At 74.2% G+C, this 15911-nt stretch carries 11 protein-coding genes; 4 read left to right on the forward strand and 7 right to left on the reverse strand.

The window, feature by feature from the left end:
• Positions 1-148 precede the first annotated feature (148 nt).
• Genes ettA through FB157_RS10435 form a run of 3 tightly spaced genes read left to right on the forward strand, consistent with a single transcriptional unit; the run spans position 149 to position 2907 of the window.
• Positions 149-1813 (forward strand): energy-dependent translational throttle protein EttA, encoded by a 1665-nt coding sequence (ettA, locus tag FB157_RS10425; protein WP_145878239.1) that lies wholly within the window; start codon positions 149-151, stop codon positions 1811-1813.
• Positions 1814-1819: 6 nt separating this feature from the next.
• Positions 1820-2233, forward strand: coding sequence for a thioesterase family protein (locus FB157_RS10430; protein ID WP_145878241.1), 414 nt, complete (start codon positions 1820-1822; stop codon positions 2231-2233).
• Complete coding sequence (locus tag FB157_RS10435; RefSeq protein ID WP_145878243.1) at positions 2230-2907, forward strand: hypothetical protein; 678 nt, start codon at positions 2230-2232, stop codon at positions 2905-2907. The genes FB157_RS10430 and FB157_RS10435 overlap by 4 nt, the downstream gene beginning before the upstream one ends.
• 31 nt (positions 2908-2938) lie before the next feature.
• Here FB157_RS10435 and FB157_RS10440 read toward each other — a convergent pair whose 3' ends face one another.
• The 4 genes from FB157_RS10440 to FB157_RS10455 form a co-directional block, all read right to left on the reverse strand.
• On the reverse strand, positions 2939-3895 hold the full coding sequence (locus FB157_RS10440) for an ABC transporter ATP-binding protein (RefSeq protein WP_145878244.1): 957 nt from the start codon (positions 3893-3895) through the stop codon (positions 2939-2941).
• A gap of 29 nt (positions 3896-3924) precedes the next feature.
• A complete protein-coding gene (locus tag FB157_RS10445; RefSeq protein ID WP_145878670.1) occupies positions 3925-6630 on the reverse strand; it encodes an FtsX-like permease family protein in 2706 nt (901 codons plus the stop codon).
• 10 nt (positions 6631-6640) lie between these two features.
• Positions 6641-9988: an FtsX-like permease family protein gene (locus FB157_RS10450; RefSeq protein WP_145878246.1), complete on the reverse strand. Its 3348-nt coding sequence runs from the start codon at positions 9986-9988 to the stop codon at positions 6641-6643.
• 153 nt (positions 9989-10141) lie between these two features.
• A complete protein-coding gene (locus tag FB157_RS10455) occupies positions 10142-10546 on the reverse strand; it encodes a globin (RefSeq protein ID WP_145878248.1) in 405 nt (134 codons plus the stop codon).
• A 100-nt stretch (positions 10547-10646) separates the two neighbouring features.
• On the opposite strand from FB157_RS10455, the gene FB157_RS10460 reads away from it, so the two are divergent.
• Entirely contained in the window at positions 10647-11624 is a 978-nt protein-coding gene (locus tag FB157_RS10460; RefSeq protein ID WP_145878249.1) for a methyltransferase domain-containing protein, read from the forward strand.
• Between the two features lie 20 nt (positions 11625-11644).
• On the opposite strand, the gene FB157_RS10465 is transcribed toward FB157_RS10460, so the two are convergent.
• The 3 genes from FB157_RS10465 to FB157_RS10475 form a co-directional block, all read right to left on the reverse strand.
• Positions 11645-13108, reverse strand: coding sequence for an FHA domain-containing protein (locus tag FB157_RS10465; RefSeq protein WP_145878251.1), 1464 nt, complete (start codon positions 13106-13108; stop codon positions 11645-11647).
• A gap of 50 nt (positions 13109-13158) precedes the next feature.
• Positions 13159-14502, reverse strand: a complete 1344-nt coding sequence (locus FB157_RS10470) for a VWA domain-containing protein (protein WP_145878253.1) — start codon at positions 14500-14502, stop codon at positions 13159-13161.
• A gap of 101 nt (positions 14503-14603) precedes the next feature.
• The gene (locus FB157_RS10475; RefSeq protein ID WP_145878255.1) at positions 14604-15911 is read right to left on the reverse strand and encodes a PP2C family serine/threonine-protein phosphatase; all 1308 of its coding nucleotides are present in this window, start codon (positions 15909-15911) and stop codon (positions 14604-14606) included.

Consider the following 15911-nt stretch of genomic DNA (forward strand, 5'->3'; position numbering starts at 1 on the left):
CGCTCCGCGGGTGTGACGGCCCCTCGGCCGTTCCGGGAAACACCAGGTCAGGGGCGCCCGCCCGTACGGGTTTCCATCCAGGGCTAGCCGTCAGGCAAGATGGGGTGTATCTGCCCACTGCCAGATTCAAGCTGCCGGACGGTTTCTCTTGGCTGAGTTCATTTACACCATGCGCAAGGCGCGCAAAGCGCACGGCGACAAGGTGATCCTCGACGACGTCACCCTGAGCTTCCTGCCGGGAGCGAAGATCGGTGTCGTCGGCCCGAACGGTGCCGGTAAGTCGACCGTGCTGAAGATCATGGCTGGCCTTGAGCAGCCGTCGAACGGTGACGCGTTCCTGTCGCCGGGCTACACCGTCGGCATCCTGCTGCAGGAGCCCCCGCTGAACGAGGCGAAGACGGTCCTGGAGAACGTCCAGGACGGTGTCGCCGAGATCAAGGGCAAGCTCGACCGGTTCAACGAGATCGCCGAGCTGATGGCGACCGACTACTCCGACGCGCTGCTCGACGAGATGGGCAAGCTGCAGGAGGAGCTGGACCACGCCAACGCGTGGGACCTCGACGCCCAGCTGGAGCAGGCCATGGACGCGCTGGGCTGCCCGCCCGGCGACTGGCCCGTCACCAACCTCTCCGGTGGTGAGAAGCGCCGCGTCGCGCTCTGCAAGCTGCTGCTGGAGCAGCCCGACCTGCTGCTCCTCGACGAGCCCACCAACCACCTCGACGCCGAGTCCGTGAACTGGCTGGAGCAGCACCTCGCCAAGTACCCGGGCACCGTCGTGGCCGTCACCCACGACCGGTACTTCCTCGACAACGTCGCCGGCTGGATCTGCGAGGTCGACCGCGGCCGCCTGCACGGCTACGAGGGCAACTACTCGAAGTACCTGGAGACCAAGGCCACCCGTCTGAAGGTCGAGGGCCAGAAGGACGCCAAGCGGCAGAAGCGGCTCAAGGAAGAGCTGGAGTGGGTGCGGTCGAACGCCAAGGGGCGTCAGGCCAAGTCCAAGGCCCGTCTCGCGCGGTACGAGGAGATGGCCGCCGAGGCCGACAAGATGCGGAAGCTGGACTTCGAGGAGATCCAGATCCCGCCGGGCCCGCGCCTGGGCAACGTCGTCGTCGAGGTCGACAAGCTGAACAAGGCCTTCGGAGAGAAGGTCCTCGTCGACGGGCTGAGCTTCACCCTCCCGCGCAACGGCATCGTCGGTGTCATCGGCCCGAACGGCGCCGGCAAGACCACGCTGTTCAAGATGATCCAGGGTCTGGAGACCCCGGACTCCGGCGACATCAAGGTCGGCGAGACCGTCAAGATCTCCTACGTCGACCAGAGCCGCGAGAACCTCGACCCCAAGAAGACGCTGTGGGAGGTCGTGTCCGACGGGCTCGACTACATCAACGTCGGACAGGTCGAGATGCCGTCCCGCGCGTATGTGTCCGCCTTCGGGTTCAAGGGGCCGGACCAGCAGAAGCCGTCCGGTGTCCTCTCCGGTGGTGAGCGCAACCGCCTCAACCTGGCCCTGACCCTGAAGCAGGGCGGCAACCTGCTGCTCCTCGACGAGCCCACCAACGACCTCGACGTCGAGACCCTCAGCAGCCTGGAGAACGCGCTGCTGGAGTTCCCCGGCTGCGCCGTGGTCGTCTCCCACGACCGGTGGTTCCTCGACCGGGTCGCCACGCACATCCTCGCCTACGAGGGTGAGTCGAAGTGGTTCTGGTTCGAGGGCAACTTCGAGTCGTACGAGAAGAACAAGATCGAGCGGCTCGGTCCGGACGCCGCGCGCCCGCACCGTGCCACCTACAAGAAGCTGACCCGGGGCTGATCGATCTTGCGTCACATCTACCGCTGCCCCCTGCGCTGGTCCGACATGGACGCGTACGGCCATGTCAACAACGCGGTCTTCATCCGCTACCTGGAGGAAGCCCGGATCAACTTCCTGTTCCGCCCGGACAAGGAGTTCAAGCAGGGGTCCGTGGTGGCGCGCCACGAGATCGACTACAAGCGGCAGCTCGTCCACCGGCACCACCCGGTGGACATCGAGCTGTGGATCACCGAGATCAAGGCCGCGTCCTTCACCATCACCTACGAGGTGAAGGACGAGGACGTGGTCTACGTACGGGCCTCGACGGTGGTCGTGCCGTTCGACTTCGAGGCCCAGCGGCCGCGCCGGATCACCCAGGAGGAGCGGGAGTTCCTCACGGAGTACACGGACGCGGCCGACGAGGAGGCCGTCGCCGCATGACGGTGCTGCACCTGGCCGACGAGTCGGAGGCGGCGGACCTCGCCGCCTTCCTCTCCCGGCTGCTCCACTACGACCGTGGAGCCGCGGTGCGCCTGCAGGCGTCCGGGACCGCACTCGCCGTGTTCGGACGGCCGCCGTCCTTCGAGGTGCTGGCGGTCCGCGCGGTGCGCCTGGCGAAGCCGTACGAGAACGGGCTCGACGTCACGCTCGACGTGACCGTCTCCGCCGGTGAACTCCTGGAGTCCGTGGACGAGCGGGCCGCCACGGCCGCCGTCCCGGCCGCGGTCACCGGGCCGCCGTGGGCCGGTGTGCTGCCGCCGCGCGGCGGCTGGCAGCCCGAGCCGGGGCTGCCCGCACCGGACGCGCTGCGTACGGCGGTGGCCGCGGCCGTCGCCGAGTTCCGCTCCCGTACCGAGGAATTGGCGCCCGAGCGGCGTACGCGTGCGGAGCTGGACCGGATCGGACGGGACATCTGGTCCCGGGAGATCGGGGAGACCCGGCTGCCGGTGCGGGCCGTGCACGCGGCTCAGTCGCTGGGCTTTCTGCGGCCGGGGACCGGCGCGGCCGAGACCGGGCTGTTCTCCTCCGGGGCGTGGCTGAGGCTGCGCACGCCGTACGGCTCCGTCGCGGTGCGGCGCGCCGGGCTCGGCACCCTCGGCGTCAGCGTGCGCTGACCCGGCCACCTGCTTCTGCGCTGCTCGTCCGCTACTTCTCCGCACTGTCGTCCGGCCACACCCCGATGTGGTCCGGCTCCAGTTCCAGGGCCACCCGGTCGCGCATGTTCAGGGCCCGCGTGTACTCGGCGGGCAGCTGGAGACGGCCCGCGCGGTCGAGCATGGCGTACTCGCGTGCGACCACGGTCTCGTGGCCGGTCGTGGCGTCCACCTCGCTGCGGCGCAGCACCTCGGTGGAGGTGCGGCCGTCGCGGATGGCCACCGTGCGGCGGACCTCACCGGCCACCGCCTGGTCGTGGGTGACGATCACGATGGTGGTGCCGAGCGTCTCGTTCGCGGTGCGGAACGCGTCGAAGATCTGCGCGCCGGTCTGGGAGTCGAGTTCGCCGGTGGGTTCGTCGGCGAGGAGGACCGCGGGGGCGTTCGCGAGGGCCACCGCGATCGCGGTGCGCTGCTGCTGGCCGCCGGACATCTCGTGCGGGTGGCGGTCGCGGCAGTCGGCCACCTGGAGCAACTCCAGCAGTTCCAGGGCGCGTTCGGCGCGGGCGCGGCGGCGGGTGCGGGTGCCGGACAGCTGGAGCGGGAGGGCGACGTTCTGGGCCGCGGTGAGGTAGGGGAGCAGATTGCGGGAGGTCTGCTGCCAGACGAAGCCGACTACCTCGCGGCGGTAGGCGAGGCGGTCCTTCGCGGTCATGGTGAGCAGGTCGCGGCCGGCGACGCGGGCGGCCCCCGCGGTGGGGGTGTCCAGACCGGCCAGGATGTTCATGAGGGTGGACTTGCCGCTGCCCGAGGCGCCGACCAGGGCCATCAGCTCGCCCTCACGGACGAGCAGGTCGAGCCCCTGGAGGGCCTGAACCTCCACGCCGTCCGCGGAGAAGATACGGACGAGGCGGTCGCAGGTGATGAGGGCGTCATGGCCGTAGGCGGGCCGGTTGCGGGCCTCGGCGACCTGGTCGGCGAGGTCGGAGAGAGTGGTATCGGCTGTCATGGGGTCTCCTGGATGGTTGCCCGGAACGCTCATCGCCCCTCCCCGGCCCGCAGCTCCCGTACCGACCCGCGTCTCCCGGTCCACCACGCCTGGGCCCCCGCCACCCCCACCGTCAGCACCACGACCGTGATCGCCGGTGCCGTCAGCGACCAGGTGTCCGGGCGGAGTGCGGCCGAGTTCACGCCGGGCTGGGCGGAGGTCAGGGCGATGGTGGTCAGGTCGATGCCGGGCGACAGGACGCGGATGGCGGTCCAGCCGGTCAGGGTGCCGCCGGCCGCGGCGAGGAGGGCCTGGGGAAGGGACTCAAGGACGAGGAGGCGGCGGCCCTGGGCGCGGGTGAGGCCCATCGTGCGCAGGCGGGCGAGGAGCGCGGCGCGTTCGGGTGCCGCCCGCAGCAGCGCGAGGAGCAGGGCGAGGACCGCGAAGCCGGCGCCGGCGGCCACCGCCGCCGTGTAGACGTGCCCGGCGCCGGTCTGCAGGGGCGAGTCGGCGTACCGGGAGCGCACCTCGGCCAGGGCCTGCACCGTGACCGAGGCGGGGGCCGCGCGGCGCAGCGCTTCCGCGTCCAGGAGGGCACCGGTCAGCAGCAGTGTCGTGGGGCGGTGGGCCGCGTCCGGGAGTCCGGCACGGTTCACGATCAGGAAGTCGGAGCCGGGTACGGCCGGGGTGCGGTCGAGGACGGTGGTGATCCGTACCGTGACCGCGCTGCCGTCCCCCAGCCTTACCAGGAAGGGGCGCCGGGTGCCGTACGCGTGGGCGACGGAGGGGGAGGCGAGGGCGGGGAGCGTCCTCGCGTTCCTCAACTCGCCCGCCGGGAAGGCCCCGAGGCCGGTGTCGGCCGCCAGCCGGCCGTACGCGGCCGGGTCCACCCCGACCAGCGGTACCGTGTCCTCCCCGTCCAGCGGCTTGGCCTCGTACGTGATGCTCGCCGCCGCCACCCCGTGCACCCCGGGCAGCGCGCGCACCCGGGCGGCCAGGTCCGACGGGAGCGCGGTGGCCGCGTCCATGCGGGCGTCGGCCCCGACGGTGAGCAGGGCCGCACGGTCCCGGGCCTCGGCCACCCCGGCCAGGACCGAGCCGCCGAAGGCCGCCGTGGTCAGCGCGGTCAGCAGCGCCACCAGGGGCAGTACCGCGGAGGCCTGGGCGCGGCCCGCGCGGGCCAGGGACAGATGGCCCACCGCCCCGCGCAGCCGGCCGGCCGGGCGGGCGAGGCGGCGCAGCAGCAGGGGGTGGAGGCGGAGCAGCAGCAGGGCCGCGATGACGCCGGTCAGTACCGGGGCCAGGGACACCAGTTGACCGGCCGACGTGCCGCTGCGGCGCAGGGTCGCCACCGCCCCGGCCGCCAGGGCCAGCAGGGTCAGCTCGGCCACGGTGCGGCGCCGGGAGGGTCGTACGGCCGTCACGTCCTCCCGTGCCGCCGTCACCCGTACCGCGCGGTGGGCGAGCGCGACGCGCAGCGGGAGGGCGGCGCAGGCGGTGAGCGTGACGGCCAGGGCGGCGGCCACGGCGGGACCGGTACGCGCGCCGGGGAACAGCAGCAGCGCGGCGGCCAGGCCGGCCGCGCCCGCGGGTACGGCGACCACGGCGGTCTCGGCCAGCAGCCGGCCGGTGAGGCCGGGCAGGGAGGCGCCCCGGGCGCGGAGCAGGGCGAGTTCGGTGCGACGGCGGTCGGCGGCCAGGCCGCCCGCCATGAGCAGGACGACGACGGCGACCGTGGCGGTGCCTGCGACGGCCACCGCGACCAGCGGGGCGATGCGCGAGCGCAGCCGGGAGAACGCGGCGAGGCCGTCGTCCAGGCCGGTGCCGACGTCGGTGCCCTCGCCCGTGACGGTGCGGGCGCGGCGCAGGCCGGGACCGGACTCCAGGGAGGCGACGGCGGACCGCAGACGGTCCACGTCGTGGGCGCGCAGACCGCCGAGGTCTGGGGCGAAGTACCAGTAGCGGGAGGGCTCTCCGCGCGTGTACGGCAGGGCGGGGGCCGCCTCCAGGGGCAGCAGGAGTGCGCCGAGCCAGTAGGTCTCCGGCGGGTTGGGCGGGGGCGTCCGGACCAGGCTGGGCGTGCGCAGCAGCGGGACGGTCGACCAGTAGGCGCCGGCGGGGTCGTGCGGGGTGAGGATGCCGGTGACCCGGACGGCGAGCGGGCCGCGGCCGACGCAGGGCACGTGGATGACCGAACCGACCTTGATGTGCAGGCTCTTGGCGGTGGCGGCGGTGACGGCGGCCTCCACCTCGGGCGCCATCGGGTCCAGCGGGCCCGAGGTGCGCGGGAGACGGCCCTCGCGGACGTCGGCGTGCCCGGCCAGGCCGCTCTGTGCGATCAGCTGGACATGGGCGAGCAGGCCGCTCGGACGCGGGATGAACGCATCGGGCACGGCCGTGTCGGTCTGGGTCGCGATGCCGTACGCGGACTGGGCACGGTCGACGGACAGCGAGTCGTCGACCGTGCCCAGCAGCTTCCGGAACTGGCGTTCGAGCACGCCGGGACGGAGAAGCGTGTCCGGGGCGTCGCCGGACACGTCATAAAGGGGCATCGAGGGGGTCACCCGCAGAGTGGTGCGCTCGGGGCGGGCCTGGTGGAGCGTGTGCACCAGACCCGCGTCCTCGTACCGGTCGACCGCACGCGGAAGGGCCCCCGCCAGACAGGCGGTCACCACGACCAGCAGCGCGAGCGCGAGCGCGGCACCGGGTGCGGAGCGCAGCCGGGTGCGCACCCAGGGAGCGACCGCGGAGTGCACGGAACTCACGTCACTCACCCCTCTGTTCGCGCAGCGCCCGCGCCGGGTCCGCCCGGCGTACGGTCGCCGTCGCCGCGACCACCAGCGGAGCCACTGCGACGGCCGCCAGCAGCAACACCACACGGTCGGCCGGGAGTTGGACCAGCAGGTCGGGAACGGGCCGGGTGGCGTCACCGGTCAGGACGATCAACGGGAGTACTCCACGGGCCAGTACGGTGCCGAGGGCGACGCCCACCGCCAGGGCCAGACCCACCAGGACGGCCTGTTCGGCGGCGACCGTGCGGGCCAGCCGGCGGTGTGGGGCGCCGAGGGCGCGCAGCACGGCGAAGTCCGCCTCGCGCGCCCGCAGCGCCCCGGCGGCGCCCACCGCGAAGCCGACCGCGGCGAGGGCCGCCGCCACCACGGCGGCCGCGGCGAACGCGGCCGTGGGCCCGGCGCCGAAGGGGTCGTCGCGCAGCCCGGCGGCGATCTCGTCCCGGACCACCACCTGCCCCGGGTCGACGACGTCCGGCAACGCCCGCACCTCGGCGGCGACCTGGGCCGCCCGGACCGGAGCCGTACGCAGCCACCACTCGGTGGGCGTGAGGCTCTCCCCGTACCGCGCGTGCAGCACCCGGTTCGCGGCCCGCAGATCGATCAGTACGGCGCCGCCGTCATGGCTGCCCGAGGTGCCGGTCGTGGGCAGTGCGCGCACCGCCCTGACGATCCGCACCGGGATGCTCTGGTCGCCGACCTGCACATCCACGCGCTGCCCGGTGCTGGCGCCCGCCGAGTCCAGGAAGCGGTCGGTGGCCACGGCCGTCACCTCGGGCGGCGCGGGACGCGCCACCTGGAGCTGGACGGACACGGTGGCGACCGTCCAGTCCGCGTCCGGAAGGTATCCGGTGCGGTAGGTGACGGTCAGCGGCCGGGTGGAGACGATCCGGGGCCGGGTGGGGCTGGTGGCAGGGGTGGAGACGGCCGCGCCGCCGGTCTGCACGGCCGTGGTCCAGGAGGCGGGCAGCGCCAGCGGGCGCCGGGTCCCGTCGGTCCCTTCGGCGGTCAGGCCGCGGAAGGTGAGCCGGTGCTGTTCGGCCCGGTCGGCCGGCTGGGACATGTCCAGCTGGAGCGCGGTGAGCAGCGCCGGGCCGGTGGCGGAGCCGAGGTCGAGGGTGAGGGTGTGCGGGCGGCCGTCGGCGGGGAGCCGCCCGAACGGCACCTGGTACGGCACCCCGGACCGGTCCTCGAGCCCGACCGTGACGTCGGCCGTCTTCCCGGGCCCCGCGGAGCTGTGCAGGCTCGCCGTCAGCCGCAGCCGCGCGGTGTGCGCCGGCACCCGGGTTCCGGCCGGGGAGTCCTTCGGCGTCAGCGCGGCCAGCAGCGGCCGCACCGGTACGGCCGCCAGGTCCGGGCGCATCAGCATCGCGTCGCCCGCGTGCGCGGTGTCCATGGCCAGCACGGTCGCCGTACGCTCGCCGGACAGCGGCTCCTCGGCGCGTGCGGCGGGGACCGCCCCGCGTACGTGCGGCAGTGCCGCGTACACGTCCGTACGGCCGAGCTGCCCGTCCCCCGCGGACAGCACCCGCACCGGCGCTCCGGCGCGGAAGTCGGCCTGGTCGTCCTGCGAGCGGTCCCAGGAGGACGCCTGCCCGACGGCCAGCATGCCGAGCGCGACGGCCAGCACGAGCAGCAGCACGGGGCCCGCGGCGCGTGCGGTACGGCGGCTGAACTGCCAGCCGGCCAGCGCCGCCGGCAGCCCCCGCCCGGCCGCCGCCCACCGCTCGGCGAGCCGCGCCACGGGCGGCAGCAGCCGCAGCGTCAGCACGGTCCCGGCGAGCAGCGCCAGCGCCGGCGCGGCCACCAGCAGGGGATCCACCCCGAGCGCCCCCGACCGGTCGGCGGAGACACTCCCCGAGTCCTGCTGCGCCAACTGCCAGTAGGCCACCGCGGCCACGGCGAGCAGGCCCAGGTCGCCCCCGGCGCGGAGCGGGGTGGGGAGCAGACCGGCGCCGGTGCGGCGGGCGCGGGGGCGGGAGCCGGGTGAGCCTCCCGCACGGCCTTTCCCGAAGCGGGAGACGAGTGGTCGCCGCGTCCGGCCCGGCTCCGCCCGCCGTCCGCGCCGCTCCGTCTCCGCCCCGGTCAGGGCCGGTGGTGTCAGCGTCAGCACGCAGCCCAGGGCCACGGCGGCCGCCACCAGCCAGACGCCGGGGCTGCCGCCGGGCGGGAGGTCCAGCCGCAAATCGAGGCGGGACAGCGGGCCGTGGTCGGTCAGCAGGGTGGTGAGCGGTCCGGCCAGCAGGGGCGCGCAGACGGCGGCCGGGAGGGCGAGCAGCAGCGACTCGGCCGCGCCGAGGGCCGCGATCCGGGCCCGGGAGGCGCCCCGGGCCCTCAGCAGCCTTGTGCCGGCCGCCCGTTCGGCGCCGAGCAGCCGGGCCACCAGCAGCAGCGCGTACCCGGCGAGCAGCACCAGCTGGAGCGCGACGATCAGCAGGGTCGAGCGGGAGACCAGCAGCGAGCGGTCGGCCCGGTCCAGGACGTCCGGCAGCGAGGTCGTCGACGCGGTCACCCCGCTCAGGGCGTGGGACCTGCGCAGTGCCGTGCTCCCGGCCCGCGCCGCGTCCCGCAGCGCCCCGATCCGCCCGGTCGTCACCGCATCGAACCGGGCCGACGCCAGCCAGGCCGTCGGCCCGGTGCTCACCCGTTTGCCGGCGAGCACCGGGGGGTCGGCGAGCAGCGGCCCGTACGTCGTGAAGCCGGAGTCCTTCACACCGCGCCCGAGCAGTTCGTCCAGCTGCCAGTACGGCGCGTTCGCCGACACGGGCCGGTAGAGCCCGCTGACCCGTACCCGGACCGTCCCCTCGCCCAGCCGGTCGGCCAGGGTGAGACGGTCGCCGGGTTTCAGGCCGAGCGGCCGGGCGGCCGCCTGGGGGAGCGCCACCTCGATCTCGCCGCCCGCTCGGCCGGGAAGCCGGCCGGCGACCGCCCGCACCTGCGTGCGGTCCAGCGCGGCGAAGAAGGTCAGATCCGGGTTGCCCGACCGCTCGGCGGGCGGCTGGAGCGAGCGGGGCAGCGCGTACGGGCCCGAGCGGCGCAGCGTCCGCACGGTCACCGGTAACCCGTCGAAGGTCCGGCGCGCGCCCTGTCGTACGGCGGTGTCGGCGGCGGCGCGCCCGTCGGCCGGTACCCCGGCCTTGACGATCAGCGAGGTGGCGGTCGCGTTGCGCGGGTCGTTCAGCACATGGCGCAGTGCCGCGTCCCCGATCGCGCCCGAGTACGCCGTGAGCGTCGTCAGCACCGCGGTGGTGAGCAGCACCGTGAGCAGGGTGGAGCCGAGCAGCAGGCGATACGCCCGCGCGCGTGCGAAAACGAACCCCGTCACCCTGCCCCCGTGTCGTCCGGACGTGCGGAACTTCCAGACCTTCGGGCGATGCTGGCAGAAGGGACGGCTCGCAGGTAAGCGTTTCTCGATCGGTCTATACCGGATCGTGACCGGATTCCGGCGTCAGGCGACCGGAATCCGGCGTTCAGCGGGTCATTCGGGAGTGTTCACCATCGACTGGGCCGCATACGCCAGGTAGTTCCACAACGTCGTCGTGTGCTCCTCGGAGAGCCCCAGCTCGTCGACGGCCACCCGCATGTGCCGCAGCCAGGCGTCGTGCGCCGCCCGGTCCACGGTGAACGGGGCGTGCCGCATCCGCAGCCGCGGGTGCCCGCGGTTGTCGCTGTAGGTGGTGGGACCGCCCCAGTACTGCATCAGGAACAGGGCCATCCGCTCCTCGGCCGGGCCCAGGTCCTCCTCCGGGTACATCGGCCTGAGGATCGGGTCCTCGGCGACTCCCTCGTAGAAACGGTGGACGAGCCGGCGGAAGGTCTCCTCCCCGCCGACCTGCTCGTAGAAGGTCTGCTCCTGAAGCGTGCCGCGCCGAATCTCTTTCACCCGTCCATGGTCTCAGACGGGGTGGCCCAGGACTCAAGGCTTAGGACCGCACCCGCCGGGACAGCCCCGCCGGGGCAGGCGGCAGCCCTACTGTGGACACATGGGCGCCTACGACACCGAGATCGACGTGCTCGCCGCCGTGGCGCGGGCCGCGCTGGTGCGGGAGATCGACGCCGAGGGGGCCTGGGCCGAGGACCCGGTGTGGCGGGAGGCGTTCTCGGAGGTGCCCCGGCACCTGTTCGTGCCGTTCTACTACGTCGGCGTCAGGGGCGGTTACGAGCGCCGCTGGCGGGAGAGCCCGAACCCCGAGGAGCGCGGACGCTGGGTGTCCGGCGCCTACGCCGACACCCCGCTGGCCACCCGGCTGCGCGACGGCGAGCTGCTCTCCTCCAGCAGCCAGCCCTCGCTCATGGCGAGGATGCTGGTCGCCCTGCGGGTCGAGGACGGCAACCGGGTCCTGGAGGTGGGTGCCGGGACGGGGTACAACGCGGCACTGCTCGCCCACCGGCTCGGTGACGACGGCCTCGTCACCACCGTCGACCTGGAGCCGGAGATCACCGAGTCGGCCCGGCAGCACCTGGCCCTGGCCGGGTACCACCCGGTGGTCGTCACCGGGGACGGCGCGCGCGGGGTGCCCGAACGCGCCCCGTTCGACCGGATCATCGCCACCTGCACGCTGTCCACGGTGCCGCGCGCCTGGCTCGACCAGTGCAGCCCCGGCGCCCGCATCCTGACCCCGTTCGCGACCGGGCTGCTCGCCCTCGACGTCTTCGGCGCCGGGCACGCCGAGGGCCGCTTCCTGTCCACGGCCGCCTACTTCGTGCCCCTGCGAGGCGCGGGCCGGGCGGAACCCGGGGCGGTGTCCCTGCACGGCCTGCCGCGCCCGGCCCGCGAGCACGAGCTGTTCCGCTTCCTGCTCGCCCTGACCCACGGCGCCTTCGACCCGCAGGAGGCCTACGCCCTGTGGGAGCGCGAGGGCAGACCGGAGCGCGCACGGTACGGCGTCACGGTCAGCGGCGGGCGTGTGTGGGCGTGGCTGGACGACCCGGAGGGGCCGTACATCTGGCCCCTCCCCTGATCGTCCGGTTCCTCCCGGGGTCAGCCCCGGCGGACGGTGATCGTCGTCCAGGCGCCCACGTGCACCCGGTCGCCGTCCTGCAGCGGCACCGGCACGAACGGCTGGATCGGTTCGTCCGAGCCGTTGACCGTGGTGCCGTTCGTCGAGTTCTGGTCGACGACCGCCCAGGTGCCGTCCGGCTGCTGGACCAGCACCGCGTGCTGGTGCGAGACGCCCGGGTCCTCCGGCGGCACCGACAGGTCGATGTCGGGGGTGTCGCCGGTGGAGTGCCGGCGGCGGCCGATGGTGACCTGGTTGCCGCTGAGCGTGCGCTGCTGCTCGGGCGAGTACGCGGGCAGGTTCAGACCGGCGGCCTCGGGGCCGGAGCGGTGCATCATCGCCATGAAGTACTCGCGGTCCGGGCCGATGGTCGCGATCCACGTCGTCGGACCCTGCGGCGCCGGCGGGAAGCCGGGGCCGGGCGGGGCCTGGGTGGCGCCGGGCGGCGGGTAGCCGTAGCCCCCTCCGGGGCCTCCGGGGCTTCCGGCCGACGGCGGGGAGATCACCCAGTCGTCCTCGCCGCCGCCGAAGGCCGGACCGCCGGCCGGGGGCCGGCCGGTCTCCCGCGGGAACGCGGGCGGCGAGGGCGGGCCGGACTGCTGGAAGGCCTGCGGCGCACCGCCGGCCGGGCCGCCGGGACCGGCGGGCGGGGTCGGCCCGGGCGGCGGAGGAACCGGACGGGACGGGTCGCCACCGAAGCTGGAGGGGCCACCGGGTCCGCCAGGACCGTTAGGACCGGAGGGCTCACGGCCGAAGGGGCCGCCGGGGCCCTGGCCCGGGCCAGGGCCGAAGCCGGACGGACCACCGGGCCCGCCGGGACCACCCTGGCCCTGCGCACCGCCGAAGCCCGAAGGACCGCCGGGGCCGCCGGGACCGCCCTGACCCTGACCGGGACCGCCGCCGAAGCCCGACGGGGGACCGGAGGGACGCCGGCCGCCGCCGAAGCCGCCCGGGCCGCCCGCGGTGGGCGGCGGGCCGGACGGGCCGCGCTCACCGGCGAACGGCGTCGGGCCCGAGGGCTCGCTGCCGAACGACGGGATCGGCTCGGCGGGACGGTTCACCTGCGAGGGCCGCGAGCCCTGGTACTCGTACGAGTCACCGCCGCCGTACGTCGAACTCGGCGGCTGGAAGCGCGGCTGGGCCGGCCGCGGCGCGGCCGGGGTGTACGAGGTGGCCGTGTTGGTCAGGAAGTTCCACCGGCACTCCTCGCAGAAGGGCGCGCCGCCCTCGCGGGGCGTCCGGCACTGCGGGCACAGCTCGGGCTCGGGCGCACCGGCCCCCTGCGGGCGGCCGCCGGCCTGGGTGCCCTGCCGGGGCGGGAAGCCGTATCCGCCGGCGGCCGGCGGCGGTGGCGGGGGCGGAGGTACGGCACCGGCCATGCGGTGACCGCACACCTCGCACCAGTCGTCGGAACCCGACTGGTGTCCGTTCGGGCAGGTCGGCATGTCGGCGCTTCCCCCTCTCCTTCAGGGTCCTACTCAGTACTGCTGAGTCACTACTTCTTTACACGAACAGTCTTTGTGGACCGTGTCTCGAGAGTCATCTCGTCGGCCTCCGCGACCTTCGCCTTCAGTCGCACAGTACCTGTCGCTGCATCGACCACGTCCACCACCTTCGCAAGCAGTTTCGCAGTATCGGCGTTCCCGGAGGCACTCGCGAGCTGAACAGCGCGGCCCAGTTTGGCCGTTGCTCCATCGAAATCGCCCGCTTTACGGAGATCGAGGCCTTGTTGGATGGCTTGTGCCAGTTCGGCCTGCCCGGTGTAGTGGGCGACTTGGGGGTTGATCGAGGTCGAGGCCGTCATGTCGTCGGTCCACACGGCCCGCACGAGCCCCTGGGCGCCTAGGTTCTGTGCCGTCCCGTCCGGCTGCGGTACGACCAGTGAGACCCGGGCGGCGAGCATCTCCCGGCCGAGGCCGGCCGCCGGGACCTCGACGCACAGGTGGTAGTCGCGGGACTCATCGCCCCAGGACCCGGTGGGGTAGTCCCCGGCCCGGGGCCCGGCCTCCGTGCGCCGGCCGGTCAACTCCTCCACCGTGGGCGCGACTTGCTTGACGAACCTGATGGTCGTGCCGACCGGGGTCCACACCCGCAGGGCGACGTCGGCGACCTCCTTGCCCATCGCCGTCTCCATCATGTGCGTGAAGTCGGCGGCCAGCCCGGCCGGGTCGGCGACGATGTCGGCGGTGCCGAGCAGCGCGGAGGCGATGCCTGTGACTTCTTTCACTTCCCAGTCGGTGCCCACGCCGCGCGCGTCACAGGTGAACCGCCCGGCACACTCGTCCAGCGCGGCCCGCAGGTCCTCCGGCGACTCGTGCTCGTTGCGTCCGTCGGTGAGCAGGATGCCGTGCCGGATGGCCACGTCCGCCGAGGACAGCAGCCGGTCGGCCAGCCGCAGCCAGGTGCCGATGGCCGTACCGCCGCCCGCGCCGAGCCGGCGCAGCGCCTGCTTGGCCTCCTCGCGGGTCCGGGCGTCGGCGACCGCGAGCCGTCCGCCGCCCGGGTAGACCTCCTTGGCGACGTGTGTGCCGCCGATCACCGCGAAGTGGGTGCCGTCGCGCAGGGTGTCGATCGCGGCGGCCGTGGCGTCCCGGGCGTTGCGCATCTTGGTCGGCGGGTAGTCCATGGAGCCCGAGCAGTCGACCATGACCGCCACGGCGGCGGAGGGCCCGTGGCCCGGTGCGTACACGGGTGCGGCGAGCGCGCTCCCGATCGTTCCGCCGCCCGTCGCCGTCACCGTGACGATGGCGTTGACCTCACGGCCGCCCTCGGGCAGGTACTCGTTCTGGTAGACGTCGACCGAGAACTGTGGCGCGTGGGACTTCGCGAAATTGGCCATGTTGGTTCAGATCCCCCTCGGACACCCCGCCGAAGCGGAGCAATGCGTGTGGACGGACCGGTCCCCTCCGGTCCGTCGAGGCTTCCCCGTTCTGTACGGCCTCAGGCCGATCCTGCCCCCTGCGGCGGCACCGGGAACGGCAGGACGGCCACTGTTACGTTGTCGTGGCCCCCGCCGTCCAGGGCGTGGCCGACCAGAACGCGGGCGCTGTGCAGTGGCCGCTCGGCCGCGTCGGCCGGTACGGCCTCGGCCATCTCCTCGGCCGTCTCCGCGTAGTTCCACAGGCCGTCGGTGCACACCACCACGACACCGGGCCGGTCCGGCTTGAAGGAGGCGGTGTGCGGCTCCAGTTCGTAGGCGTCCGCGCCGAGCCAGCCGGTGATCGCGTGGGCGCGCTCGTCGGCGTAGGCCTCCGCCTCGTTCATCAGGCCGGCCGCGACCATCTGCGCCGCCCAGGAGTCGTCCTCGGTCAGCCGGGCCGCGGGCGCGCCGCGGTCCGCCGGCACCCAGTAGGCGCGGCTGTCGCCGACCCAGCCCACCACCAGCAGCCCGGAGGTGACGACCGCGCCGACGATGGTGCACGCCGGGGCGTTCTGGTGCGGGGCGTGCTCACGGTCCGCTGCGGGCTCCCCGGCGAGCGCGTTGACGGCCTGGGCGGCCGCCACGATCGCCTCGTGCATCGCCTGCTGCGGGTGCGTGCCGCGCGGCAGGGCGGCCAGCAGGGTGTCACCGGCCGCCTGTGCGGCGGCCGCCGAGGCCTCGTCCGGGCGGGTCGCCGAGGACACGCCGTCACAGACGATCGCCAGGTCGGCGGGCGCGCCGTCGGGCAGCGCGGTGCGGCCGACCGTGAAGGCGTCCTCGTTGCGGTGGTGGCGCAGACCGCGGTCGCTGACCGCGGCGACCGGGCCCGACTCCCGCTCCATGTGGTCGCGTTCGCGGGGCTGGGCGTGCCCGCAGTTCTCGCAGTAGCCGTCGCTGTCCACCCGGCCCGCCCGGCAGGCCACACAGACCGGCTGGGGCTCCTCCGGCACGGCGGCGGCCGCCGCGCGCGGGTCCGGTGCCTGCAGCGGGTACTCGTCGGGCTCCGGGGGCCGGTCGAAGCGGACACCGGGCGCGGCCGGCTCCTCGGCGTGCAGCGGCTTGCCTCCCGAGTCGGTGCCGGGCAGATCGGCCGGCAGATGGACCTCGCCCGGGGTGCCGCCGGAGCCGGCCGGCTCGGGGGCGGGCCAGTCCACGCCGTCCCCGGGCACGGGGGAGCCGGTCATGGTGAGCGTCGGATGGTCCTGCGGCGGGACGGGCACGACGGACAGGTCGTATCCGCACGCGCCGCAGAACAGGTCACCCGGTTCGAGCGGCTCCGCGCAGCTCGGGCACTTCGACGGTGCGGCCTGCTGGGGCATCTGCGACAT

Origin of the sequence: Streptomyces sp. BK340 (genome assembly GCF_007827595.1) — a bacterium.
GTDB lineage: Bacteria > Actinomycetota > Actinomycetes > Streptomycetales > Streptomycetaceae > Streptomyces.

Coding starts and splice junctions, on each gene's coding strand:
- FB157_RS10435 (WP_145878243.1), top strand. CDS start 2,230: ATGACGGTGCTGCACCTGGCCGACGAGTCGGAGGCGGCGGACCTCGCC.
- FB157_RS10440 (WP_145878244.1), bottom strand. CDS start 3,895: ATGACAGCCGATACCACTCTCTCCGACCTCGCCGACCAGGTCGCCGAG.
- FB157_RS10460 (WP_145878249.1), top strand. CDS start 10,647: ATGGGCGCCTACGACACCGAGATCGACGTGCTCGCCGCCGTGGCGCGG.
- FB157_RS10465 (WP_145878251.1), bottom strand. CDS start 13,108: ATGCCGACCTGCCCGAACGGACACCAGTCGGGTTCCGACGACTGGTGC.
- FB157_RS10470 (WP_145878253.1), bottom strand. CDS start 14,502: ATGGCCAATTTCGCGAAGTCCCACGCGCCACAGTTCTCGGTCGACGTC.
- FB157_RS10475 (WP_145878255.1), bottom strand. CDS start 15,911: ATGTCGCAGATGCCCCAGCAGGCCGCACCGTCGAAGTGCCCGAGCTGC.